The sequence below is a fragment of the Escherichia coli DSM 30083 = JCM 1649 = ATCC 11775 genome (assembly GCF_003697165.2).
Lineage (GTDB): Bacteria > Pseudomonadota > Gammaproteobacteria > Enterobacterales > Enterobacteriaceae > Escherichia > Escherichia coli.
Genome location: NZ_CP033092.2, coordinates 4,061,098 through 4,084,561 on the forward strand (window position 1 = coordinate 4,061,098; position 23,464 = coordinate 4,084,561).

Sequence of the window (23,464 nt, forward strand, 5' to 3'; positions counted from 1 at the left end):
TTTCTCTTTCCTGTGGACCGATGCAAGATTTTCGGCCTGGAAAGGAAAAACTTTATGAATATCCCGCGGAGATTACGCCGAGTGAATTTTATTCACACTCTGAATTTAAAAAGCCATTATTTACATAAATTATTCACAATATAAATATGTGATATGAATCACATATTTATCGTCACTTAAACGACGCCTTTGCCGCTCAACCGCAAAACTGACCGCTTACATCCCTAAAATAACCACTCAGTTATTTACCTTACTTTACGCGCGCGTAACTCTGGCAACATCACTACAGGATAGCGGTCAATTTACCTCCTCAAACGCAACGCAAACCTAGAACGGCTTCGGCCAACTATTAATCAATACATGCCAGGTTTTACTATGGATACTAAAAAGATATTCAAGCACATACCCTGGGTGATTCTCGGAATCATCGGTGCATTCTGCCTCGCGGTAGTTGCATTACGTCGGGGGGAGCACATCAGCGCCCTGTGGATCGTGGTCGCCTCTGTATCGGTGTATCTGGTGGCGTATCGCTACTACAGTCTGTACATCGCCCAGAAGGTGATGAAACTCGACCCCACGCGCGCGACGCCTGCGGTTATTAACAACGACGGTCTGAACTACGTTCCGACCAACCGTTACGTGTTGTTTGGTCACCACTTCGCCGCTATCGCCGGTGCTGGTCCGCTGGTGGGTCCGGTTCTCGCCGCGCAGATGGGCTACCTGCCTGGCACGCTGTGGCTGCTGGCGGGGGTCGTGCTGGCCGGTGCGGTTCAGGACTTTATGGTGCTGTTTATCTCCTCTCGCCGTAATGGCGCATCTCTTGGTGAGATGATCAAAGAAGAGATGGGACCAGTACCGGGGACTATCGCGCTGTTTGGCTGTTTCTTAATCATGATCATCATCCTCGCCGTCCTGGCGCTGATTGTGGTTAAAGCCCTGGCCGAAAGTCCGTGGGGTGTCTTCACCGTTTGCTCAACCGTACCGATTGCGCTGTTTATGGGTATCTACATGCGCTTTATTCGTCCGGGGCGTGTGGGTGAAGTCTCTGTCATTGGTATCGTGCTGCTGGTTGCCTCTATCTACTTCGGTGGCGTGATTGCTCACGATCCGTACTGGGGTCCGGCACTGACCTTTAAAGACACCACCATTACCTTCGCGCTGATTGGCTATGCGTTTGTTTCCGCACTGCTGCCAGTGTGGCTGATCCTCGCACCGCGCGACTATCTGGCAACCTTCCTGAAAATCGGCGTTATCGTCGGCCTGGCGCTGGGTATCGTGGTGCTGAACCCGGAACTGAAAATGCCTGCCATGACCCAGTACATTGACGGTACTGGCCCGCTGTGGAAAGGCGCTCTGTTCCCGTTCCTGTTCATCACCATCGCCTGTGGTGCGGTATCTGGCTTCCACGCGCTGATCTCTTCCGGTACGACGCCAAAACTGCTGGCTAATGAAACCGACGCGCGTTTCATCGGCTACGGCGCAATGCTGATGGAGTCCTTCGTGGCGATTATGGCGCTGGTTGCTGCGTCCATCATCGAACCGGGTCTTTACTTCGCGATGAACACCCCGCCTGCTGGCCTTGGCATCACCATGCCTAACCTGCATGAAATGGGTGGCGAGAACGCGCCGATCATCATGGCGCAGCTGAAAGACGTTACCGCACACGCGGCAGCGACCGTCAGCTCCTGGGGCTTCGTGATTTCGCCAGAGCAGATCCTGCAAACCGCGAAAGACATTGGTGAGCCTTCTGTCCTGAACCGTGCAGGTGGCGCGCCGACGCTGGCGGTAGGTATCGCGCACGTGTTCCACAAAGTGCTGCCGATGGCTGACATGGGCTTCTGGTATCACTTCGGTATTCTGTTCGAAGCCCTGTTCATCCTGACCGCGCTGGATGCGGGTACCCGTTCTGGCCGCTTTATGCTGCAAGACCTGCTGGGTAACTTTATCCCGTTCCTGAAAAAAACCGACTCTCTGGTTGCCGGTATCATTGGTACTGCGGGCTGTGTGGGTCTGTGGGGCTACCTGCTGTATCAGGGCGTGGTCGATCCGCTGGGCGGCGTTAAGAGCCTGTGGCCGCTGTTCGGTATCTCCAACCAGATGCTGGCAGCCGTAGCGCTGGTACTGGGCACCGTTGTGCTGATTAAGATGAAGCGCACCCAATACATCTGGGTAACTGTTGTTCCGGCTGTATGGCTGCTTATCTGCACCACCTGGGCGCTGGGCCTGAAACTGTTCAGCACCAACCCGCAGATGGAAGGCTTCTTCTACATGGCAAGCCAGTACAAAGAGAAGATTGCTAACGGTACTGACCTGACGGCGCAGCAGATTGCCAATATGAACCACATCGTTGTGAACAACTACACCAACGCAGGTCTGAGTATTCTGTTCCTGATTGTGGTGTACAGCATCATCTTCTACGGTTTCAAAACCTGGCTTGCGGTGCGTAACAGCGACAAACGTACTGACAAAGAAACACCGTACGTTCCAATCCCGGAAGGCGGCGTGAAGATCTCTTCGCACCACTAACCGTGTTTAGCCCCGCTTCGGCGGGGCTTTGTTCTTATCAGAGTGAACTATGTTTGGTAACTTAGGACAGGCAAAAAAATATCTCGGCCAGGCGGCGAAGATGTTGATTGGCATTCCAGACTACGACAACTACGTCGAGCATATGAAGACCAACCATCCCGACAAGCCGTACATGAGCTATGAAGAATTCTTCCGCGAACGCCAGAACGCGCGCTACGGCGGCGATGGTAAAGGCGGTATGCGCTGTTGTTAATGGAGAGAGCATGAACCCGATTGCAGTTACCCTACTCACCGGTTTTTTAGGCGCAGGAAAAACCACCCTGCTGCGCCATATTCTTAACGAACAGCACGGCTACAAGATTGCCGTGATTGAAAACGAATTCGGCGAAGTCTCTGTTGATGATCAACTGATTGGCGACCGCGCCACGCAGATCAAAACGCTGACCAACGGCTGCATCTGCTGTTCGCGCTCCAACGAGCTGGAGGACGCGCTACTCGACCTGCTGGACAATCTCGACAAGGGCAATATTCAGTTCGACCGTCTGGTCATTGAATGCACCGGTATGGCCGATCCCGGCCCGATTATTCAGACCTTTTTCTCCCATGAGATTTTATGCCAGCGCTACCTGCTGGATGGCGTGATTGCGCTGGTGGATGCGGTACATGCCGATGAGCAGATGAACCAGTTCACCATCGCCCAGTCCCAGGTGGGCTACGCTGACCGTATTCTGCTGACTAAAACCGACGTCGCAGGCGAAGTAGAGAAACTGCGTGAACGCCTGGCGCGCATCAACGCCCGCGCACCGGTCTACACCGTCACCCACGGTGACATCGACCTGGGCCTGTTGTTCAACACCAACGGTTTTATGCTGGAAGAAAACGTCGTCAGCACCAAACCGCGTTTCCACTTTATCGCGGATAAACAAAACGATATTTCGTCGATTGTGGTGGAACTGGATTACCCGGTAGATATCAGCGAAGTTTCCCGCGTGATGGAAAACCTGCTGCTGGAATCGGCAGATAAACTGCTGCGTTACAAAGGGATGCTGTGGATTGACGGCGAACCTAACCGCCTGCTGTTCCAGGGCGTCCAGCGCCTCTACAGCGCCGACTGGGACAGGCCATGGGGCGATGAAAAACCGCATAGCACCATGGTGTTTATCGGGATTCAGCTGCCGGAGGATAAGATTCGGGCGGCGTTTGCTGGGTTGAGGAAGTAATTTTGGATGATGGATGATGGCCGCCATGTGGCGGCCTGAATTATTTTTTGTTCTGATCGCGCAGCATCGCTTCACGTAAAATTGCGTTCAGGCGAGTTTGATAGCCTTTACCAGGTCGCTTCAGCCATTCCATCACATCAGCATCAATACGCACCGAAGCCTGGGTTTTCAATGGCCGATAAAACTTACCGCGTTCTGCGTTAGACCATTGCTCATCGCTGGAAGGTGGGATATCGCTGTAATCAATCTCTTCGTCGGATTTATTCGCCAGCGCCTTCAATTCGGCCTCATGCTGCACATCGAGTGTAGAGGAGGTCCCTCGTTTATGTTTAACCATGCTCATAGCGACTCCTCTCTTTACGATCTGCTTTTCGTGCACTGATGATTCGAATAATTTCATTTCCGCTTTCGAAACGGATGGTATGCGCAACCAGAATAACCACGATACCGTGAACCACGCCGATAGTCTGCCAGCGATACTCACCGTTTTCTATGCGATCTTGCTGTGACAAATGTTGTGGATCATCAAACACCAACACCGCATCTTCAAAGCGGATGCCATGTTTCACCCGATTACTTTTGGCCTTGTTTGCATCCCATTCAAACTCCATTGGCATAGTTGCCATCCCTAATTGTATATACAAAAATGTATCTACAATTATTCTGCAATTATAGCGTTGATGTTGGAAATAGCATCACGTTTTGGATAATCAACCATGAAATTGACAATGAGTAAGTTGGACTTGATTCATCCAATAGAATTTCTCGCCTGACATGGCACACTAAACACCTCGCTGTCGTTAAGGGATTACCGTGAAAAACTATAAAGTTATTACCCCGCTTTTTCCTACCTATGCACAGGTTAAAGCTATGATGAAAGCCGTCTCAGGCTATTCCCTGAAAGCGGTACGCAATATGATTACCGCCATTCACGAGCAAACCGGTACGCCGCAAAAACCCGTTGACTGGTCGGAACCCGACCTGTGGATCAGCGAGCGCTTAACGGGTGAAGATGCCGACATCGCCCGTCGTATTTGGGATACCGATAATCACATCTTGAACCCGCGCCACAGCTACGGCTGCTACTTATTCCTCAACTATCCCCAGTTTGATCTGATGGAAAGCACACCAGATGATACCTGGCAGCCCACCTCGCACGGGCAAAAATTCCTGCAAGATGACGAAAAAACGCTGCGTTCACTGGACGATCAGGAAGGCATTCTGCAACTTCTTGAACTATTAGCTGGCCGCGAAATGTCGCGCCGCGCCGATTTATTGCCGGAATGGCAGGCCTTTTTGCATCAGCATTCGAAATTCGCGTCTGCAAGTTCAGTGAAAAGCACGCTCTACTCCCGTCTCTATAACCTTATCGACCGTGACATGGTTAACCGTGAAGGCATGAGCTATCGCATCACCGATACCGGGCGCGCCTGACTTGGAAAAGCGTTGCCTGCACGAAAAAGCGATCCGCGTAAAGAGCTGTTGGAAGCGGTAAAACGCTATAACGAACAGCAAAAAGAGCTGCTGCGCGAACAAATCAGCACGATGAACCCGTACAAATTTGAACAACTGGTCGGTCAATTACTGGAAGCAATGGGCTACGAGCAGGTCGAAGTGACCAAAGCCTCTGGCGATAAAGGCGTGGACGTGATTGGTCAGGTGCAGGTCGGCATCACCACCATTACAGAAGTGGTGCAGGTCAAAAGAATGCAGAACACTATCACTCGCCCGTATATCGACCAGTTGCGCGGGGCGTTGCCTTACCACAAAGCCATTCGCGGTACGCTCATCACCACCGGGAAATTTGCGGCGAAATGTGCAGAAGCGGCGCTCTTTCCGGGTGCCGCGCCCATTACGCTTATCGACGGCGATCGTTTACTGGAACTGTTAATCGAAAATAACGTCGGCATTCGCCGCAGCAATGCAGTGGAATTGCTGGATGTAGATTTGCAGTTGTTTGATGAGCTGGAGATGGATTAAAGGGCGAAATCCGCCGCCTCAACCATTACAATAGCGACCCAATTTATCTGAACAGAGTTCATCATGGCCAAAGCACCAACTAAAAAAGCCAAAGCAAAGAAAGGCTTTGAAGAAACATTATGGGATACCGCAAACCAACTTCGCGGTAGCGTTGAGTCCTCCGAATACAAGCACGTGGTGTTGAGCCTCGTGTTCCTGAAATTCATCAGCGACAAATTTGAAGCACGCCGCAAAAAAATGATTGCCGATGGGCAAGCTGACTTCCTTGAGATGGAAGTGTTCTACCAGCAGGACAACATTTTCTACCTGCCGGAAGAGGCGCGCTGGTCTTTTATCAAACAAAATGCCAAACAGGACGATATTGCGGTCCGTATTGACACCGCCCTCTCGACCATTGAGAAACGTAACCCCACCCTGAAAGGCGCGCTGCCAGACAACTACTTCAGCCGTCAGAATCTGGAAACCAAAAAACTGGCGTCACTGATTGATACCATCGACAACATCGAAACGCTGGCACACGAAACTGACGTTGAAACGTTATCGAAAGAAGACCTGGTGGGACGCGTTTACGAATACTTCCTCGGCAAGTTTGCCGCAACCGAAGGCAAAGGCGGTGGTGAGTTCTACACGCCAAAATGTGTGGTTACACTGTTAACTGAAATGCTCGAACCCTTCCAGGGCAAAATTTATGACCCGTGCTGCGGCTCGGCAGGGATGTTCGTGCAGTCGGTGAAGTTTGTCGAGAGCCATCAGGGTAAAAGCCGTGATATCGCGCTGTATGGTCAGGAACTGACAGCCACGACGTATAAACTGGCAAAAATGAACCTCGCCATTCGGGGTCTTTCAGCTAACCTCGGCGAACGCCCGGCAGACACCTTCTTTAGCGACCAGCACCCGGACCTGAAAGCCGACTACATTCTGGCGAACCCGCCGTTCAACCTGAAAGACTGGCGTAATGAAGCCGAATTAACCAAAGATCCACGTTTTGCCGGTTATCGTATGCCGCCAACCGGTAACGCCAACTACGGCTGGATTTTGCATATGCTCTCCAAGCTGTCGGCTAACGGCACAGCAGGTTTTGTGCTGGCAAACGGTTCGATGAGTTCTAACACCAGCGGTGAAGGCGAGATCCGTGCGCAGATGATCGAAAATGATCTGATCGACTGCATGATCGCCCTACCTGGACAGTTGTTCTACACCACGCAGATCCCGGTGTGTTTATGGTTTATGACCAAATCGAAGGCTGCCGACCCGGCCAAAGGTTATCGTGATCGTCAGGGCGAGACGCTGTTTATTGATGCGCGTAACCTCGGCACCATGATTAGCCGCACAACTAAAGAGTTAACAGCGGAAGATATTGCCACCATCGCCGATACTTACCATGCCTGGCGCAGCACGCCGGAAGAACTGGCTGCACGGATTGCGCGTGGTGACAGCAAGCTGGAAAAATATGAAGACCAGGCAGGCTTCTGCAAAGTCGCGACCCTGCAAGATATTAAAGATAACGACTATGTGCTGACGCCGGGCCGCTATGTGGGTGCAGCCGAGCAGGAAGAGGACGGCGTGGCATTTGAGACGAAAATGCGCGAATTGTCGAAGACGTTGTTTGAGCAGATGAAGCAGGCGGAAGAACTGGATCGTGCGATTCGCCAGAATCTGGAGGGGTTAGGTTATGGGAAGTAATGGCTTCAAGTTACCTCTAGGATGGAATTGTAAAAAACTGGTTGATTGTACAAAGGAGGGAAATATCTCTTATGGTATTGTTCAACCAGGTCAGCATCAAGAAGATGGCATTGGTATTATTCGTGTAAATAATATACAAAATGGAAATATTTACATAGACGATGTTCTGAAGGTTTCTCATGAAATAGAAAGTAAATTTGCCAAAACTAGGTTAGAAGGAGGAGAAGTACTTTTAACACTAGTGGGTTCCACTGGAATTAGCGCCATTACAACTAAAGCACTACAGGGATGGAATGTTGCTCGTGCCGTAGCCGTAATTAAGCCATGCGATGAAATAAGTGCAGAGTGGATACATATTTGCCTCCAATCACCTTTTACAAAATATTTTTTGGATTCCAGAGCTAATACTACTGTTCAGAAAACTCTCAATCTCAAAGACGTGAAAGAAATTCCATTACCAATTCCTCCACATGAGGAAAGAGTAAGTCTTGAGAAAATTTACTTCAATTTTGAGAATAGAATAAACTTAAATATAAAAATTAATAAAATCCTAGAAGAAATGTCACAAAACCTGTTCAAATCCTGGTTTGTAGATTTTGATCCGGTGGTTGATAACGCTCTGGATGCAGGAAACCCAATTCCGGAAGCCCTGCAATCTCGCGCCGAATTGCGTCAAAAAGTACGTAATAGTGCAGATTTTAAACCGCTTCCGGCGGAAATCCGCTCGCTTTTCCCAAGTGAATTTGAAGAAACGGAGTTGGGTTGGATGCCAAAGGGATGGCAAATTAAATCATTAGATCATATTGCTAATTTCCAGAATGGTTTGGCTTTACAAAAATTTAGGCCGAAGAATATGGAGGATGATTATTTACCTGTATTAAAAATAGCAGATCTCCGAGCAGGACAAATAACTAATGACGAACGAGCAAGAACTGATATTTCTGATAGTTGTAAGGTGTATGACGGCGATATGATTTTCTCATGGTCGGGGACTTTGATGATCGATATTTGGACTGGTGGGAATGCTGCATTAAATCAGCATTTATATAAGGTCACATCAAAAAAATACCCACAATCTTTTTATTTTATGTGGACAATACAGCATCTTTCAAGATTTCAACATATTGCAGAGGCAAAAGCGGTAACAATGGGGCACATCAAAAAAGGAGATTTAAGTAACTCTTTCTGTCTAATTCCTACTTCATCGTTGATTACTAAATATGATAATATCGTTGGAGGATATTTAGCGAAGATTAAAAATCAAAGATTGTTAAATAACCAAATGACCGCCCTACGCGACACCCTGCTCCCGAAACTCATCTCCGGCGAGCTATCCCTGGACGATATTCCGGATCTCAACACCGATACAGAAGCTGCATAACGCATTTTGCCCCTGTAAAATCAGGGGCTTTCTGGTAAGGTTTTCTACTGATACGGGAATGCTTACCAGAAATTAGCCAGGGTTGGAGCGCGATATGAGTCTCTCTTTCAGTGAAGCAAAATTAGAACAAGCGATCATTGAACTGTTACAGGATCAGGGATATCAACACCTGATCGGCGATAATGTCCCACGTTCGACTCTCGATCAGGTCATTATCGAAGACGATCTCCGTCATTATTTAGCGGCACGCTACCAGCCTGATGGCATTACTGAAGAAGAGATTCAGCGACTGATCAAACAGTTCACCACGCTTCCGGCCTCCGATCTTTATGAAAGCAACAAAACATTTTGTCGCTGGCTGGCAAATGGTTTTCTGTTCAAACGCGACGATCGGCAAAAAAAAGATCTCTATATTGAATTGCTCGACACCCGGCATCTACCTGCCGCACTGCGCCAGATATTTGACGCTGAAGATGTCCCGTTGCAACAGGCGGCGGAACTCCCGCCCTCCTATATTAATCCGCCGCTTAACCGGATTAAGATTGTTAACCAGCTTAAAATCTCCGGTAAAGATAATCAGACTCGTATTCCTGACGGCATTCTCTATATCAACGGTCTGCCACTGGTCGTCTTTGAATTTAAAAGCGCGGTGCGCGAGCAGGAAGCCAATATAGGCGATGCCTGGAAGCAGCTCTGCAAACGCTATCGCCGGGATATTCCGCAACTGTTTATCTACAACGCGCTCTGCATTATTAGCGATGGTGTAAATAACCGGATGGGCAACCTGTTTGCGCCCTATGAATACTTTTACTCATGGCGCAAAGTCACCGGTAATGAAAACCGTGAACAGGACGGAATTCCATCATTGCACTCAATGATTCAGGGACTGTTTCATCCGGTACGTCTGTTGGATGTGATTAAAAACTTTATCTGCTTCCCGGATAAAGCCAAGCACGAAGTAAAAATTTGCTGCCGATATCCGCAGTACTATGCCGCCCGCAAACTCTATTACAGCATCAAGCAAGCGCGTAAACCTTTCGGTAGCGGTAAAGGCGGTACCTACTTTGGCGCAACGGGCTGCGGAAAAAGCTACACCATGCAATTTTTAACCCGCCTGTTAATGAAAAGCGTGGAGTTTGCCAGCCCGACCATTGTTTTGATCACCGACCGTACCGATCTGGACGATCAGCTTTCTGCGCAAATGTGCAACGCCAAAAATTACATTGGCGATGACACCATCGTTCCCGTTACCAGCCGTGAAGATTTGCGTAATCAACTGGCGGGACGCAATAGTGGCGGTGTATTCCTGACAACGATCCATAAATTCACCGAAGACACCGAACTCCTTTCTGAACGCAGCAATATCATTTGCATCTCGGACGAAGCACATCGCAGTCAGGTTAACCTCGACCAGAAAGTCATCGTCGATAAAGAAAGCGGAAAAGTGCGCAAAACTTATGGCTTTGCGAAATACCTGCACGATTCACTGCCAAACGCCACCTATGTTGGCTTTACCGGAACTCCGATTGACGCAACACTCGATGTCTTCGGTGAGGTGATCGACAGTTACACCATGACCGAATCCGTTCAGGATGAAATCACTGTACGCATCGTGTACGAAGGCCGTGCGGCTAAAGTGATCCTGGACTCCAGCAAACTGGAAGAAGTCGAAAAGTATTACGAAGAGTGCGCAAACGCAGGCACCAATGAGTGGCAAATCGACGAAAGCAAAAAAGCCACCGCAACCATGAATGCGGTACTGGGTGATGAAGATCGGTTAAAAGCCCTCGCGGAAGATTTTGCCAAACATTATGAAAAACGCGTAGCCGAAGGTTCCACCGTAAAAGGCAAAGCCATGTTTGTTTGTGCCAGCCGTGAAATTGCCTGGGATTTCTACCGCCAGCTTAAAGTTATTCGCCCTGCCTGGTTTGAAGTGAAGCAAGCCCCCGATGGCGTCGTCCTGACGGAACAGGAGCAGAAAGAGTTACCGCCTTCTGAAATGGTGAAGATGGTCATGACGCGCGGTAAAGATGACGACGAGGCGCTTTATGATTTACTGGGCACAAAAGAATATCGCAAAGAGCTGGATAAGCAGTTCAAAAACGCTAAATCGAATTTCAAAATTGCCATTGTTGTTGATATGTGGCTGACCGGTTTTGATGTTCCTGAACTGGATACCATCTATATTGATAAGCCCTTACAAAAACATAACCTTATCCAGACTATTTCTCGCGTTAACCGTAAACTGGAAGGCAAAAGCAAAGGGTTAGTAGTGGACTACATCGGCATTAAGAGTCAGATGAACCAGGCACTGGCAATGTATTCCCGCATTGATGCCACCAACTTTGAAGATATTCAGCAATCGGTAATAGAAGTTAAAAACCATCTCGATTTGTTGGGGCAAGTATTTTATGAATTCGACAGTCGGGATTATTTTAGTGGTGAGCCACAAGCGCAATTATCCTGCCTCAACCGCGCGGCGGAATTTGTTCTGCGCACTCAGAAAGTTGAACGTCGTTTTATGGGACTGGTTAAACGCATGAAAGCCGCCTACGACGTCTGCTGCGGCAGTGAAGCACTATCACAGACAGAACGTGATCATATTCACTATTATCTTGCTGTTCGTTCAATTGTTTTCAAACTGACGAAAGGTGACGCACCGGATGTCACCCAGATGAATGCACGCGTTCGTGAAATGATTGCAGAAGCGCTAAAAGCTGATGGCGTAGAAGAAATTTATTTTCTTGGCGATAAAAAAGCGGAATCCATCGATATTTTTGACGAAGATTATCTGGCGCGAATTAACAAGATCAAACTTCCGGCAACGAAGATCCAGTTATTACAAAAATTACTGGAAAAAGCGATCAGCGACTTCAAGAAAGTGAACCAGTTGCAAGGGATTAACTTCACCCGCCGCTTCCAGGCGATTATAGATCGTTATAATGAGCGGCGAGAAGATGATGTACTCAACGGTGAAGAATTCGATACATTCAGTCAGGAAATGACCGATATTATCTATGATATTAAAACCGAAATGGGCACATGGGCCGATTTAGGTATTGATATTGAAGAAAAAGCGTTTTTCGACATTCTTGCTCATATGCGCGATAAATATCAGTTCACCTATGACGATGAAAAAATGCTGTCACTGGCAAAAGAGATGAAAAGCGTGGTTGACAACACATCGAAATATCCTGACTGGAGTAAACGCGATGATATTAAAGCGAAACTGAAAGTTGAACTTATTCTGCTTCTACACAAGCATAAGTTCCCGCCAGTAGCAAATGATGATGTTTATATGGGTGTGCTGGCACAGGCAGAGAATTTTAAAGAACATCATATGAGTGCTTTAAATTAATTATGAAGGCCGGATACACTTTGTTATCCGGCCATTCTGAATTAACGTTAATTTCTCTTCCAGATCTTTCCAGTAACGCTTTTATTATTTTCTATTTTTAGCTGGACTTCCCCCATATTTACTGATGATATATCCAGGTATTTAGCGCGGTGCGGATGTGCGCCAACACACCCGCACCGCTCATCACAATCACTATTTATGGAGAATAGTAATCATGACTGACACGCATTCTATTGCACAACCGTTCGAACCAGAAGTCTCTCCTGCAAATAACCGTCAATTAACCGTGAGCTATGCGAGCCGCTACCCGGATTACAGCCGTATTCCCGCCATCACCCTGAAAGGTCAGTGGCTGGAAGCCGCCGGTTTTGCCACCGGCACTGTGGTAGATGTCAAAGTGATGGAAGGCTGTATTGTCCTCACCGCCCAACCACCCGCCGCCGAAGAGGGCGAACTGATGCAGTCGCTGCGCCAGGTGTGCAAACTGTCGGCGCGTAAACAAAGGCAGGTGCAGGATTTTATTGGGGTGATTAGTAGCAAAACGCCACGCTAAGTTTCTCTCCCCTTCCCCATACGGGAAGGGAAATTGCCCCCTCACTCCACATCCTCCCTGCGTAACCCGATATCCCTCAACCGCTCATCACTCATCTGCTGTAACACCCGCCGGGCCTGCATTTGCCGCCGCCAACGCCTCACCGCCTGCCAGAGTTGCACGAAGCCGATAAACGGCGCGTTGGCTTTGTTTTCGTGAAATTCCATCTGCTGCCTCCTCATCTTTCAGAGGCTTCATCATCCGCCTTCTGGCAGTTCACAATACAGATGCAAATATTAGTTTTATTTAACATACAGACAGGTTAAAACAGCATCTGCATCCGGTTTTTTAGCCTCATCTGTACCGGTTTTTCTCTCTGTATGGTCCAAATAAGGAATACAGCATGACGCGTTATCAACATCTGGCAACTCTGCTTGCCGAGCGGATTGAGCAAGGGCTGTATCGTCACGGGGAGAAATTGCCGTCGGTGCGCAGCTTAAGTCAGGAGCACGGCGTCAGCATCAGCACCGTGCAGCAGGCGTATCAGACGCTGGAGACGATGAAGCTCATCACTCCGCAGCCGCGTTCGGGGTATTTTGTCGCACAACGTAAAGCCCAGCCGCCAGTGCCGCCGATGACGCGTCCGGTGCAGCGCCCGGTGGAAATTACCCAGTGGGATCAGGTGCTGGATATGCTGGAGGCGCATAGCGACAGTTCCATTGTTCCGTTAAGCAAAAGCACGCCGGATGTCGAAACGCCCAGCCTGAAACCGCTCTGGCGGGAGCTAAGCCGGGTGGTGCAGCATAATCTGCAAACCGTTCTCGGTTATGACTTGTTAGCCGGTCAGCGAGTGTTGCGGGAGCAGATTGCCCGCCTGATGCTCGACAGTGGCTCGGTGGTCACCGCCGATGACATCATCATCACCAGCGGCTGCCATAACTCGATGTCGCTGGCGTTAATGGCGGTGTGTAAACCGGGCGATATTGTCGCGGTCGAATCCCCCTGTTATTACGGTTCGATGCAGATGCTGCGTGGCATGGGCGTGAAAGTGATTGAAATCCCAACCGATCCAGAAACAGGCATCAGCGTTGAAGCGCTGGAACTGGCGCTGGAACAGTGGCCGATTAAAGGCATCATTCTGGTGCCAAACTGTAATAATCCGCTGGGATTTATTATGCCGGACGCGCGCAAACGGGCCGTTCTCTCTCTCGCTCAGCGTCATGATATTGTGATTTTTGAAGATGATGTCTACGGCGAACTGGCAACGGAGTATCCGCGCCCGCGGACCATTCATTCCTGGGATATCGACGGGCGAGTGCTGTTGTGCAGCTCGTTCAGTAAAAGCATTGCACCTGGCCTGCGCGTGGGTTGGGTCGCACCGGGGCGTTATCACGATAAACTGATGCATATGAAATACGCCATCAGCAGCTTTAATGTGCCGTCCACGCAAATGGCGGCGGCAACGTTTGTGCTGGAAGGTCACTATCATCGCCATATCCGGCGGATGCGGCAGACTTATCAGCGCAATCTGGCACTTTATACCTGCTGGATACGGGAATATTTTCCCTGCGAAATCTGTATTACGCGCCCGAAAGGCGGATTTTTACTGTGGATAGAATTGCCTGAACAGGTCGATATGGTCTGCGTCGCGCGGCAGCTGTGCCGCATGAAAATCCAGGTGGCGGCAGGCTCGATTTTCTCGGCTTCCGGCAAATACCGTAATTGTCTGCGCATCAACTGCGCTTTGCCGCTCAGCGAAACCTATCGCGAAGCACTGAAGCAAATTGGCGAAGCCGTGTATCGGGCAATGGAATGAATTCGAAATAGTGGCGAGCCCCCTGATTTCCTCTCACGAATAGCGTGTGACTCGTTTTATCTTTGCAGGGTCATCTCCACGTTCCAGCATGGCTTAGGCAAAATGCGCTTTGTTCATGCCGGATGCCATGTGAACGCCTTACCAAGTCTACAAAATCTTTAAAGTTCAATATAGTGAATGGGTTATGTAGACCTGATAAGCGTAGCACATCAGGCTGCTTTGCGTTTGTCATCAGTCTCTGATTAGTACTCGATCCATGGATCGCGCTTGCTTTCAGGCAAGGGTTGCTCTAATGCCTGCATTTGCTCTGCCGAAAGTCCGGTAATCTTTTGTATCCATTCAGGATCTGCCCCATTCTGCAACAACAATCGGAGGAGGCGCTGTTCCCCTTCTTCTTTCCCTTTTTCCATCCCCAACAGCCATCCATCATTATAAATTCGCTCTGCAATCGTCATTATTCGCTCCCTGTGTTGTGGCATTCGACGGGTAAGTTCGCTGATAAACTTCTTAAAACGCGCTTCATCGCCAGTCAGTAAAATGTAATTTAACAGCGCGGTTATCTGGCTGTCATTAGCACACTCTGTAACCAGTAATAGTACCAGTTGATCGATAAGCCCCATCAGATCGCGCTGGCGAATATGCTTTTGGATCAACTCCAACAGGGCGACTCTGCGATGCTGCACAATCTCGTCGTCTGGCACGACAGTGACATCCACCAGCGGGAACGCTGCGGTATAAAGCTTCCGTGCGGTGGTCGGGTCAGCAAATTCGTCCAGCCAGCACAGGGACCAGGGATAAGGACTACGGCTACCGTGATAAAACAGCATCGGGATGACCAGCGGTAGCGGCCGGCGTTTATCATGCTCGATATGGCGCTGCATCACCGCCATGGAATATCGCATCAGGCGAAAGGCCATATGGATATCCTCGCGGCTCTGATGTTCAATCACCACATAAATATAGCCATCGCCTTCGCGGGTCTTTACCGACCACAGAATATCGGAATGTAGCGCCCGCAATTTTTCATCGACAAAGCTGGCGGATTCCAGTTTTAAGCTGTCGAGATCGCACAGTTCACGTAAATCTTTGGGTAAGTGGATCTCCATAAAATCCCGCGCGGTGTCAGGGTGCGTGAGAAAGGATTTAAATAATGCGTCATGCGGCGTGCTGGTTGTGAAGTTTGTCATGGCGATCCGTCACCTGTAGATAAGATGGCCCGACTGTAGCGACTAACAAAACCATTCTCACCCGGCAATTTCCCATTCCCCGAGGTGCTTTCCAGGCTATTTTTGTTCCTCTGCAAACGATACATTTTTCCGGAAACAGGCTCGCGTTTTACATTTCCTGTACCCGGCAGATATTCCCCTTTCCACCGCACTCTTTTGATTAACCGCAAATTTTAATTACACTTAAGGTGTATATTTTCTATGCAACCCATCAATTCAAGAGGTGTAATGTGCTGATGACTATTTGTAATCGTTATACATTCTGACCTGGAGTCAGAAGGTATTTCTCTGTCTGTGTGTTCACAGGCAGTGTGGTTGATTACATGAAATTCAGTACATTTGTCCTTCTCGCCTGCCTTTCGTCATTACCGACGGTATTGAATTTCGTTTTCCCCATTGGGGTTCTCCGGACAAGGAGTTGTTTGTTATGCCACGTTTTTTTGCCCGCCATGCCGCCACGCTGTTTTTCCCGATGGCGTTGATTTTGTATGACTTTGCTGCGTATCTGTCGACGGACCTGATCCAGCCAGGGATCATTAATGTGGTCCGTGATTTTAATGCCGATGTCAGTCTGGCCCCTGCTGCCGTCAGTCTCTATCTTGCTGGCGGTATGGCGTTACAGTGGCTGCTGGGGCCGCTTTCCGACAGAATTGGCCGCAGGCCGGTGCTGATTACCGGGGCGTTAATTTTTACCCTTGCCTGCGCCGCGACAATGTTCACCACGTCAATGACACAATTTCTTATCGCGCGTGCAATTCAGGGCACCAGTATCTGTTTTATTGCCACCGTTGGTTATGTCACGGTGCAGGAGGCGTTCGGACAGACAAAAGGGATCAAGTTGATGGCGATTATCACCTCCATCGTACTGATTGCGCCGATTATCGGCCCGCTTTCCGGCGCAGCTCTGATGCACTTTGTGCACTGGAAAGTCCTTTTTGCCATCATTGCGGTTATGGGTTTTATCTCATTTGTTGGCTTACTGCTGGCGATGCCAGAGACGGTGAAGCGCGGCGCGGTTCCATTTAGCGCCAAAAGCGTCTTGCGCGATTTTCGTAATGTCTTTTGCAATCGGCTGTTCCTCTTTGGCGCAGCAACCATCTCTTTAAGCTATATCCCCATGATGAGTTGGGTGGCTGTCTCGCCGGTGATCCTGATCGACGCGGGCGGCTTAACAACTTCGCAGTTCGCCTGGACACAGGTTCCGGTGTTCGGCGCGGTGATTGTCGCGAATGCCATCGTGGCGCGTTTCGTTAAAGATCCGACCGAACCGCGGTTTATGTGGCGTGCCGTACCCCTTCAACTGGTTGGCCTCGCGCTGTTGATTATCGGCAATCTGCTGTCACCGCACGTCTGGCTGTGGTCGGTGCTGGGCACCAGTCTGTATGCTTTCGGGATTGGTTTGATTTTCCCGACCTTATTCCGCTTTACGCTGTTTTCCAATAACTTACCGAAAGGGACCGTCTCCGCATCGCTGAATATGGTGATCCTGATGGTGATGTCTGTCTCGGTCGAAATCGGCCGCTGGCTGTGGTTTAACGGCGGTCGCTTGCCGTTTCATCTATTAGCCGTCGTGGCGGGCGTTATCGTCGTTTTCACCCTGGCGGGATTGCTCAATCGCGTGCGCCAACATCAGGCTGCCGAGCTGGCGGAGGAGCGGTGATTTTTGCGCGATCCTGCCGTCAGGCTCTATTCTTAACGTTATGAATAAACTCATTGAACTCAGACGCGCCAAAATGTTGGCGCTCTCTTTACTGCTTATCGCCGCTGCTACCTTTGTCGTTACGCTGTTTTTGCCGCCCAATTTTTGGGTGAGCGGCGTGAAGGCGATTGCTGAAGCGGCGATGGTCGGCGCGCTGGCGGACTGGTTTGCGGTGGTGGCGCTGTTTCGCCGCGTGCCAATTCCGATCATTTCTCGTCATACGGCGATTATCCCGCGTAATAAAGACCGGATTGGCGAAAATCTCGGTCAGTTCGTGCAGGAAAAATTTCTCGATACCCAGTCGCTGGTGGCATTGATTCGACGCCACGAACCGGCGTTGTTGATTGGCAACTGGTTTAGTCAGCCAGAAAACGCCCGCCGCGTTGGTCAGCATCTGTTGCAGATCATGAGTGGTTTTCTTGAACTGACCGATGATGCGCGTATTCAGCGCCTGCTTAAGCGCGCGGTCCATCGGGCGATTGATAAAGTCGATCTTTCCGGCACCAGTGCGTTGATGCTGGAGAGTATGACCAAAAACGATCGTCATCAGGTGCTGCTGGATACGCTGATCGCGCAGTTGATTGCTCTTCTCCAGCGCGATAAATCGCGCAAGTTTATTGCCCAGCAAATTGTTCGCTGGCTGGAGAGCGAGCATCCGCTGAAAGCCAAAATTTTGCCTACTGAATGGCTGGGCGAACATAGCGCGGAGTTGGTTTCTGACGCGGTGAATTCTTTGCTTGATGATATCAGCCGCGATCGTGCGCATCAGATCCGTCATGCGTTTGATCGCGCCACTTTTGCCCTGATCGACAAGTTGAAAAACGATCCGGAAATGGCAGCGCGAGCCGATGCCGTAAAAAGTTATCTGAAAGAAGATGAAGCTTTTAACCGCTATCTCAGTGAATTGTGGGGGGATTTACGGGAATGGCTGAAAGCGGATATCGACAGTGAAGATTCTCGTGTGAAAGAACGTATCGCGCGGGCGGGTCAATGGTTTGGCGAAACGTTAATTGCCGATGATGCCTTGCGGGCGTCGTTAAATGGTCATCTGGAACAAGCCGCGCACCGCGTCGCGCCTGAGTTTTCTGCATTCCTGACGCGCCATATCAGCGATACGGTAAAAAGCTGGGATGCGCGGGATATGTCGCGGCAAATCGAGTTAAATATCGGCAAAGATCTGCAGTTTATTCGTGTCAACGGTACGCTGGTTGGCGGTTGTATTGGGCTAATTTTGTATTTGCTTTCGCAGCTCCCGGCCTTGTTCCCCCTCGGCAATTTTTAGAAATCCATGAAAAACTAAGTGGCTAACCGCGAGAGAGATCAAATAAACCATACTAAAAGAATGGTAATAATGTGGCCTCTTTTCATTATCTCCCGTGGTACGGGGAAGGAAAATCATGTCACTTGTCACCGATCTACCCGCCATTTTCGATCAGTTCTCTGAAGCTCGCCAGAAAGGCTTTCTCACCGTCATGGATCTCAAGGAGCGCGGCATTCCGCTGGTTGGCACCTACTGCACCTTTATGCCGCAAGAGATCCCGATGGCAGCCGGTGCAGTTGTGGTTTCGCTCTGTTCCACCTCTGATGAAACCATTGAAGAAGCCGAGAAAGATCTGCCGCGCAACCTCTGCCCGCTGATTAAAAGCAGCTACGGCTTCGGCAAAACCGATAAATGCCCCTACTTCTACTTTTCTGATCTGGTGGTCGGTGAAACCACCTGCGACGGCAAAAAGAAAATGTATGAATACATGGCGGAGTTTAAGCCTGTTCATGTGATGCAGTTACCGAACAGCGTTAAGGACGATGCCTCGCGTGCATTGTGGAAAGCCGAGATGCTGCGCTTGCAAAAAACGGTAGAAGAACGTTTTGGGCACGAAATTAGCGAAGATGCTCTGCGCGATGCCATTGCGCTGAAAAACCGCGAACGTCGCGCACTGGCTAATTTTTATCATCTTGGGCAGTTAAATCCTCCGGCGCTTAGCGGCAGCGACATTCTGAAAGTGGTTTACGGCGCAACCTTCCGGTTCGATAAAGAGGCGTTGATCAATGAACTGGATGCAATGACCGCCCGCGTTCGTCAGCAGTGGGAAGAAGGCCAGCGACTGGACCCGCGTCCGCGCATTTTAATCACCGGCTGCCCGATTGGCGGCGCAGCAGAAAAAGTGGTGCGCGCGATTGAAGAGAATGGCGGCTGGGTTGTCGGTTATGAAAACTGCACCGGGGCGAAAGCGACCGAGCAATGCGTGGCAGAAACGGGCGATGTCTACGACGCGCTGGCGGATAAATATCTGGCGATTGGCTGCTCCTGTGTTTCGCCGAACGATCAGCGCCTGAAAATGCTCAGCCAGATGGTGGAAGAATATCAGGTCGATGGCGTAGTTGATGTGATTTTGCAGGCGTGCCATACCTACGCGGTGGAATCGCTGGCGATTAAACGTCATGTGCGCCAGCAGCACAACATTCCTTATATCGCTATTGAAACAGACTACTCCACCTCGGATGTCGGGCAGCTCAGCACCCGCGTCGCGGCCTTTATTGAGATGCTGTAAGGAGTGGCAGTGGCATATTCGATTGGCATTGATTCCGGCTCAACCGCCACCAAAGGGATCTTACTGGCAGACGGCGTGATTACGCGCCGTTTCCTCGTTCCAACCCCCTTTCGCCCGGCAACAGCAATTACTGAAGCCTGGGAAACTCTGTGCGAAGGGTTAGAAACAACGCCGTTTCTGACGCTCACCGGCTACGGACGGCAACTGGTGGATTTTGCCGATAAACAGGTGACGGAAATCTCCTGTCACGGGCTGGGCGCACGGTTTCTTGCGCCAGCAACGCGCGCAGTAATCGACATCGGTGGGCAGGACAGCAAAGTGATTCAGCTTGATGACGACGGTAACCTGTGCGATTTCCTGATGAATGACAAATGCGCGGCGGGCACCGGGCGTTTCCTGGAGGTGATCTCGCGCACGCTTGGCACCAGCATCGAGCAACTCGACAGCATTACCGAAAATGTCACGCCGCACGCGATCACGAGTATGTGTACGGTGTTTGCCGAATCAGAAGTGATCAGCCTGCGCTCAGCGGGCGTCGCGCCAGAAGCGATTCTCGCTGGAGTGATTAACGCGATGGCGCGGCGGAGTGCCAATTTCATTGCTCGTCTCTCCTGTGAAGCGCCGATTCTGTTTACTGGTGGCGTTAGTCATTGCCAGACGTTTGCCCGGATGTTGGAAACTCACCTGGGAATGCCGGTAAATACCCATCCTGATGCGCAATTTGCTGGCGCAATTGGCGCAGCGGTAATTGGTCAACGAGTGAGAAAACGCCGATGAAAGAGTTTTTATTTTTATTTCACTCCACGGTCGGCGTCATACAAACCCGTAAGGCGTTGCAGGCAGCGGGCATGACTTTTCGCGTCAGCGATATTCCCCGTGATTTACGCGGCGGCTGCGGGTTATGCATTTGGCTGACCTGTCCGCCCGGCGAGGAAATACAATGGGTGATCCCTGGGCAGACCGAAGCGATATATTGCCAGCAGGGCAGCGACTGGCAGTGCGTGGTGCATTACGATTCAGAAGCGTCAACCAGGCAATAAGACCTTTAAATATAACGCCCGGATATTTGGCTGCACATAATCCTCATGAAGTAAGTTGTATTAAATATCTCGCCTGCCGTGAAATATTTCCCATCCACAAAATGAGCGATTTTTGATAGCACCTTGCTATTGCGCGTCTAAAATACAATATACATTGTATTATACTTAAACCCATAATTATACATAGAGCAATAAAATGATTACCGGGTGTGGTAATGATAAAGATAAGTTTCAGTGTGAAGCTTATCTTTACCCACACCCCCTGATTATTTTAGATTTAGAAGAACATTTCACAATTCAAGGATAAAAATATGGGCTCCCTAAACATATACCAAGATATTCTCCCAACACTCAACATGTATTCAGGACTGAAACCTTGCTATAACAAAAACAACCAATCATCTGATGATATTAACTCGGAAATTGAAACCATACAAAAACAAATTAATTATGATATAAATCATTTGAATGATGGTTTGATTAAGCGTGTATTGAATCTTTTTATTCACCTTATTTCTAATCCCGACAATCTCGAATTAACCTTAAATCGTTATTCATCAACAACAGAACAAATCATCGCCAAAACCAAAAGAAATGGTTTACATGAGTTTGAAATTGACGATCTAAAAATAATATTTAATCGACAAGATGATAATGAAAGCGTATTAACTGTTAAAGATAAAGATCTAAGTCATCATTGCAATGTTAAAACCGAGCAACTGCAGCAGTTTATTAAAATAATGGAACAAAAAGCGCAACTACCAATCTATATTGACAAGAACAATTTGAAAGAGAATATTTTCTCTGTTTTGCACAATGACCCACAACACGTAGATAAAGATCAACACCTTCCCTGTGAAAAGTTTTTAAAACATGCCTGCAAAAGTTCAAATTCATTTGAAGTGAAATTAGATGCCACTCATCAATATCGACATCTGAATAACTTCATGATTGCTTTTGACCCATTAGAAAATCAATTAACCATACGGGATAACAATAACGAGACTGAAACTTTCTCGTTCACAAACCTACAATGGGAAAATGTGCTGCAATACTACAAAGAAAACCAGCAGCAGCCAAATATAGCAGGATCACGAAATCTCACGGATAATAGAGATAAAATTAAAAATACAATATCCACCTCTGAAATTATTGAGTGCGCCTCTCCTGAAATAAGAAGTAGCGTCCTGAACGATCTTTATAGCATTGCTAATTTCCTCCCGGACAATAATCTGAAACCAAATGAGAGCTGGAAAAGATTTTGTCATACATGCGAGCGCTTTTACGATGCTCAGAAGAGTATCACTGGAGATAAGAGTGAACGTCTTACGCGAAAAGTCTCTATCTCTGATGCAGGAATTACAATGACCTTCAAGATAGGTGATGTTGTCATCAATACTATTAGCACTGCTATTCCTAAAGATGAATCGGGTCAATGGTGTATAGAAGGGTTGAATTTAGCGGGAATGGATTTAACCGGCATAGACTTGTCTAAAATGGTTCTAAGGAATGTCAATTTTAATGGCAGCATTCTTAGAAATGCCAAGTTCTCCGGTACGATCTGTGAAGGCGTGGATTTTACCGATTGTGATCTGCGTAATGCAGAATTCGAAAATGCCTCATTAGAAAAAATCGATTTTCGTAAAGCTCGTCACTTGCTTAATATAAATTTTACAAATGCAAATCTACGGAACAGTAACTTCAGCGGAAAAGTTCTCACTGGCGTTAATTTTACTGGAAGTGACCTTAGTAACGCTTATCTTGCACACATAGATTTCACAAAAGTGATTTTCTTTCCGTCATTAATTATTGGAGCGGTATTTGATTATTCCAATCTATCAGAGAAAAATCTTTCAGACAAAGATCTTACTAATATTAGCTGCATGTATACCAATTTTACTAACGCTAATTTAACAAAATGCAAACTCTTAAATACAAACTTTTCGGCTGCAAAATTGGACAATACTAATTTTACTGGTACAGAAGGTTCTAATATTCTATTTAACCATGCATGGTTGTTCAATACGATATTTATAGATACGATTTTTAAAAATGCCTGTTTTTTCAATGCCAAAGTGAATAATGTTTCTCTTAAGAATGCATATCTTTACAATGATAATATCAATAAAAAAGCCAATGACAGTGCCGAGAAACAAGCTAGTGACAGTATCGAGAAACAAGCCAGTGACAGTATCGAGAAACAAGCCAGTGACAGTACCGATAAACAAGCCAGTGACAGTATCGAGAAACAAGCCAATGACAGTACCGATAAACAAGCCAAGAACAGTACCGAGCAACAGGACAGTACCAGTTTTAATGAAGCCCGTTTAAAGAAAGAAGTGAATAGCAGTTTTTCCATTCCGGGTTTAACGTCTTATCAGCCAACTTATATAGTTGAAGAATAGTTCAATAATCATCCAAACAGAGTGGGTATGGCAGAGGATATAAATTGCT

At 48.5% G+C, this 23,464-nt stretch carries 18 protein-coding genes and 1 pseudogene; 15 read left to right on the forward strand and 4 right to left on the reverse strand.

From position 1 onward, the window contains the following. The first annotated feature begins 375 nt into the window (after positions 1–375). From btsT to yjiA, 3 genes are read left to right on the forward strand one after another with little or no spacing between them, the layout of a single operon-like run. Positions 376–2,526 (forward strand): pyruvate/proton symporter BtsT, encoded by a 2,151-nt coding sequence (gene btsT, locus EAS44_RS20905; RefSeq protein ID WP_001299714.1) that lies wholly within the window; start codon positions 376–378, stop codon positions 2,524–2,526. Positions 2,527–2,575: 49 nt separating this feature from the next. Then, positions 2,576–2,779 carry a YbdD/YjiX family protein gene (gene yjiX, locus EAS44_RS20910; protein WP_000467859.1) on the forward strand — a complete coding sequence of 68 codons (204 nt, stop codon included), beginning with the start codon at positions 2,576–2,578 and terminating at the stop codon, positions 2,777–2,779. 10 nt (positions 2,780–2,789) lie between these two features. After that, the gene (gene yjiA / locus EAS44_RS20915) at positions 2,790–3,746 is read left to right on the forward strand and encodes a GTPase (RefSeq protein ID WP_001299717.1); all 957 of its coding nucleotides are present in this window, start codon (positions 2,790–2,792) and stop codon (positions 3,744–3,746) included. 40 nt (positions 3,747–3,786) lie between these two features. Here yjiA and EAS44_RS20920 read toward each other — a convergent pair whose 3' ends face one another. Together EAS44_RS20920 and EAS44_RS20925 are read right to left on the reverse strand one after the other, a co-directional pair. Further along, on the reverse strand, positions 3,787–4,089 hold the full coding sequence (locus EAS44_RS20920; protein ID WP_000063159.1) for a BrnA antitoxin family protein: 303 nt from the start codon (positions 4,087–4,089) through the stop codon (positions 3,787–3,789). Then, a complete protein-coding gene (locus tag EAS44_RS20925) occupies positions 4,076–4,363 on the reverse strand; it encodes a BrnT family toxin (protein WP_001299718.1) in 288 nt (95 codons plus the stop codon). The genes EAS44_RS20920 and EAS44_RS20925 overlap by 14 nt, the downstream gene beginning before the upstream one ends. A 196-nt stretch (positions 4,364–4,559) precedes the next feature. On the opposite strand from EAS44_RS20925, the pseudogene EAS44_RS20930 reads away from it, so the two are divergent. From EAS44_RS20930 to symE, 5 genes and pseudogenes are all read left to right on the forward strand, one after another. Next, positions 4,560–5,726: pseudogene (locus EAS44_RS20930) on the forward strand (restriction endonuclease). A gap of 63 nt (positions 5,727–5,789) precedes the next feature. After that, a complete protein-coding gene (locus EAS44_RS20935; protein WP_001029740.1) occupies positions 5,790–7,409 on the forward strand; it encodes a type I restriction-modification system subunit M in 1,620 nt (539 codons plus the stop codon). Continuing rightward, entirely contained in the window at positions 7,399–8,790 is a 1,392-nt protein-coding gene (locus EAS44_RS20940) for a restriction endonuclease subunit S (RefSeq protein ID WP_000535334.1), read from the forward strand. Before EAS44_RS20935 ends, EAS44_RS20940 begins: the two co-directional genes overlap by 11 nt. Positions 8,791–8,884: 94 nt before the next feature. Then, on the forward strand, positions 8,885–12,148 hold the full coding sequence (locus EAS44_RS20945) for a type I restriction endonuclease subunit R (protein WP_000058888.1): 3,264 nt from the start codon (positions 8,885–8,887) through the stop codon (positions 12,146–12,148). 214 nt (positions 12,149–12,362) lie between these two features. Continuing rightward, positions 12,363–12,701, forward strand: a complete 339-nt coding sequence (gene symE, locus EAS44_RS20950; protein WP_000132639.1) for an endoribonuclease SymE — start codon at positions 12,363–12,365, stop codon at positions 12,699–12,701. Positions 12,702–12,742: 41 nt separating this feature from the next. On the opposite strand, the gene yjiS is transcribed toward symE, so the two are convergent. Beyond that, a complete protein-coding gene (yjiS, locus tag EAS44_RS20955; RefSeq protein WP_000394277.1) occupies positions 12,743–12,907 on the reverse strand; it encodes a DUF1127 domain-containing protein in 165 nt (54 codons plus the stop codon). 176 nt (positions 12,908–13,083) lie between these two features. On the opposite strand from yjiS, the gene yjiR reads away from it, so the two are divergent. After that, entirely contained in the window at positions 13,084–14,496 is a 1,413-nt protein-coding gene (yjiR, locus tag EAS44_RS20960; RefSeq protein WP_000199313.1) for a PLP-dependent aminotransferase family protein, read from the forward strand. Between the two features lie 242 nt (positions 14,497–14,738). On the opposite strand, the gene EAS44_RS20965 is transcribed toward yjiR, so the two are convergent. Next, entirely contained in the window at positions 14,739–15,683 is a 945-nt protein-coding gene (locus EAS44_RS20965; protein ID WP_000181173.1) for an Rpn family recombination-promoting nuclease/putative transposase, read from the reverse strand. Between the two features lie 466 nt (positions 15,684–16,149). Between EAS44_RS20965 and mdtM the strand changes: the two genes are divergently transcribed. The 6 genes from mdtM to EAS44_RS21005 all read left to right on the forward strand — a co-directional run bounded on the left by mdtM (position 16,150) and on the right by EAS44_RS21005 (position 23,415). Further along, entirely contained in the window at positions 16,150–17,382 is a 1,233-nt protein-coding gene (gene mdtM, locus EAS44_RS20980) for a multidrug efflux MFS transporter MdtM (RefSeq protein WP_001137021.1), read from the forward strand. Between the two features lie 40 nt (positions 17,383–17,422). Beyond that, entirely contained in the window at positions 17,423–18,703 is a 1,281-nt protein-coding gene (yjiN, locus tag EAS44_RS20985; RefSeq protein ID WP_001037372.1) for a DUF445 domain-containing protein, read from the forward strand. 115 nt (positions 18,704–18,818) lie between these two features. Then, positions 18,819–19,970: a double-cubane-cluster-containing anaerobic reductase gene (yjiM, locus tag EAS44_RS20990; RefSeq protein ID WP_001299707.1), complete on the forward strand. Its 1,152-nt coding sequence runs from the start codon at positions 18,819–18,821 to the stop codon at positions 19,968–19,970. Between the two features lie 9 nt (positions 19,971–19,979). After that, positions 19,980–20,747, forward strand: a complete 768-nt coding sequence (gene yjiL, locus EAS44_RS20995; protein ID WP_000331738.1) for a putative 2-hydroxyacyl-CoA dehydratase activator YjiL — start codon at positions 19,980–19,982, stop codon at positions 20,745–20,747. Beyond that, on the forward strand, positions 20,744–21,010 hold the full coding sequence (locus tag EAS44_RS21000) for a DUF3343 domain-containing protein (RefSeq protein WP_000657678.1): 267 nt from the start codon (positions 20,744–20,746) through the stop codon (positions 21,008–21,010). Before yjiL ends, EAS44_RS21000 begins: the two co-directional genes overlap by 4 nt. A gap of 311 nt (positions 21,011–21,321) precedes the next feature. Continuing rightward, positions 21,322–23,415 carry a pentapeptide repeat-containing protein gene (locus EAS44_RS21005; RefSeq protein WP_000535141.1) on the forward strand — a complete coding sequence of 698 codons (2,094 nt, stop codon included), beginning with the start codon at positions 21,322–21,324 and terminating at the stop codon, positions 23,413–23,415. Positions 23,416–23,464 lie beyond the last annotated feature (49 nt).

Bases quoted from the DNA above. Each gene is read 5' to 3' on its own strand.
- btsT (WP_001299714.1), top strand. From the start codon at position 376: ATGGATACTAAAAAGATATTCAAGCACATACCCTGGGTGATTCTCGGA.
- yjiX (WP_000467859.1), top strand. From the start codon at position 2,576: ATGTTTGGTAACTTAGGACAGGCAAAAAAATATCTCGGCCAGGCGGCG.
- yjiA (WP_001299717.1), top strand. From the start codon at position 2,790: ATGAACCCGATTGCAGTTACCCTACTCACCGGTTTTTTAGGCGCAGGA.
- EAS44_RS20920 (WP_000063159.1), bottom strand. From the start codon at position 4,089: ATGAGCATGGTTAAACATAAACGAGGGACCTCCTCTACACTCGATGTG.
- EAS44_RS20925 (WP_001299718.1), bottom strand. From the start codon at position 4,363: ATGCCAATGGAGTTTGAATGGGATGCAAACAAGGCCAAAAGTAATCGG.
- EAS44_RS20935 (WP_001029740.1), top strand. From the start codon at position 5,790: ATGGCCAAAGCACCAACTAAAAAAGCCAAAGCAAAGAAAGGCTTTGAA.
- EAS44_RS20940 (WP_000535334.1), top strand. From the start codon at position 7,399: ATGGGAAGTAATGGCTTCAAGTTACCTCTAGGATGGAATTGTAAAAAA.
- EAS44_RS20945 (WP_000058888.1), top strand. From the start codon at position 8,885: ATGAGTCTCTCTTTCAGTGAAGCAAAATTAGAACAAGCGATCATTGAA.
- symE (WP_000132639.1), top strand. From the start codon at position 12,363: ATGACTGACACGCATTCTATTGCACAACCGTTCGAACCAGAAGTCTCT.
- yjiS (WP_000394277.1), bottom strand. From the start codon at position 12,907: ATGGAATTTCACGAAAACAAAGCCAACGCGCCGTTTATCGGCTTCGTG.
- yjiR (WP_000199313.1), top strand. From the start codon at position 13,084: ATGACGCGTTATCAACATCTGGCAACTCTGCTTGCCGAGCGGATTGAG.
- EAS44_RS20965 (WP_000181173.1), bottom strand. From the start codon at position 15,683: ATGACAAACTTCACAACCAGCACGCCGCATGACGCATTATTTAAATCC.
- mdtM (WP_001137021.1), top strand. From the start codon at position 16,150: ATGCCACGTTTTTTTGCCCGCCATGCCGCCACGCTGTTTTTCCCGATG.
- yjiN (WP_001037372.1), top strand. From the start codon at position 17,423: ATGAATAAACTCATTGAACTCAGACGCGCCAAAATGTTGGCGCTCTCT.
- yjiM (WP_001299707.1), top strand. From the start codon at position 18,819: ATGTCACTTGTCACCGATCTACCCGCCATTTTCGATCAGTTCTCTGAA.
- EAS44_RS21000 (WP_000657678.1), top strand. From the start codon at position 20,744: ATGAAAGAGTTTTTATTTTTATTTCACTCCACGGTCGGCGTCATACAA.
- EAS44_RS21005 (WP_000535141.1), top strand. From the start codon at position 21,322: ATGGGCTCCCTAAACATATACCAAGATATTCTCCCAACACTCAACATG.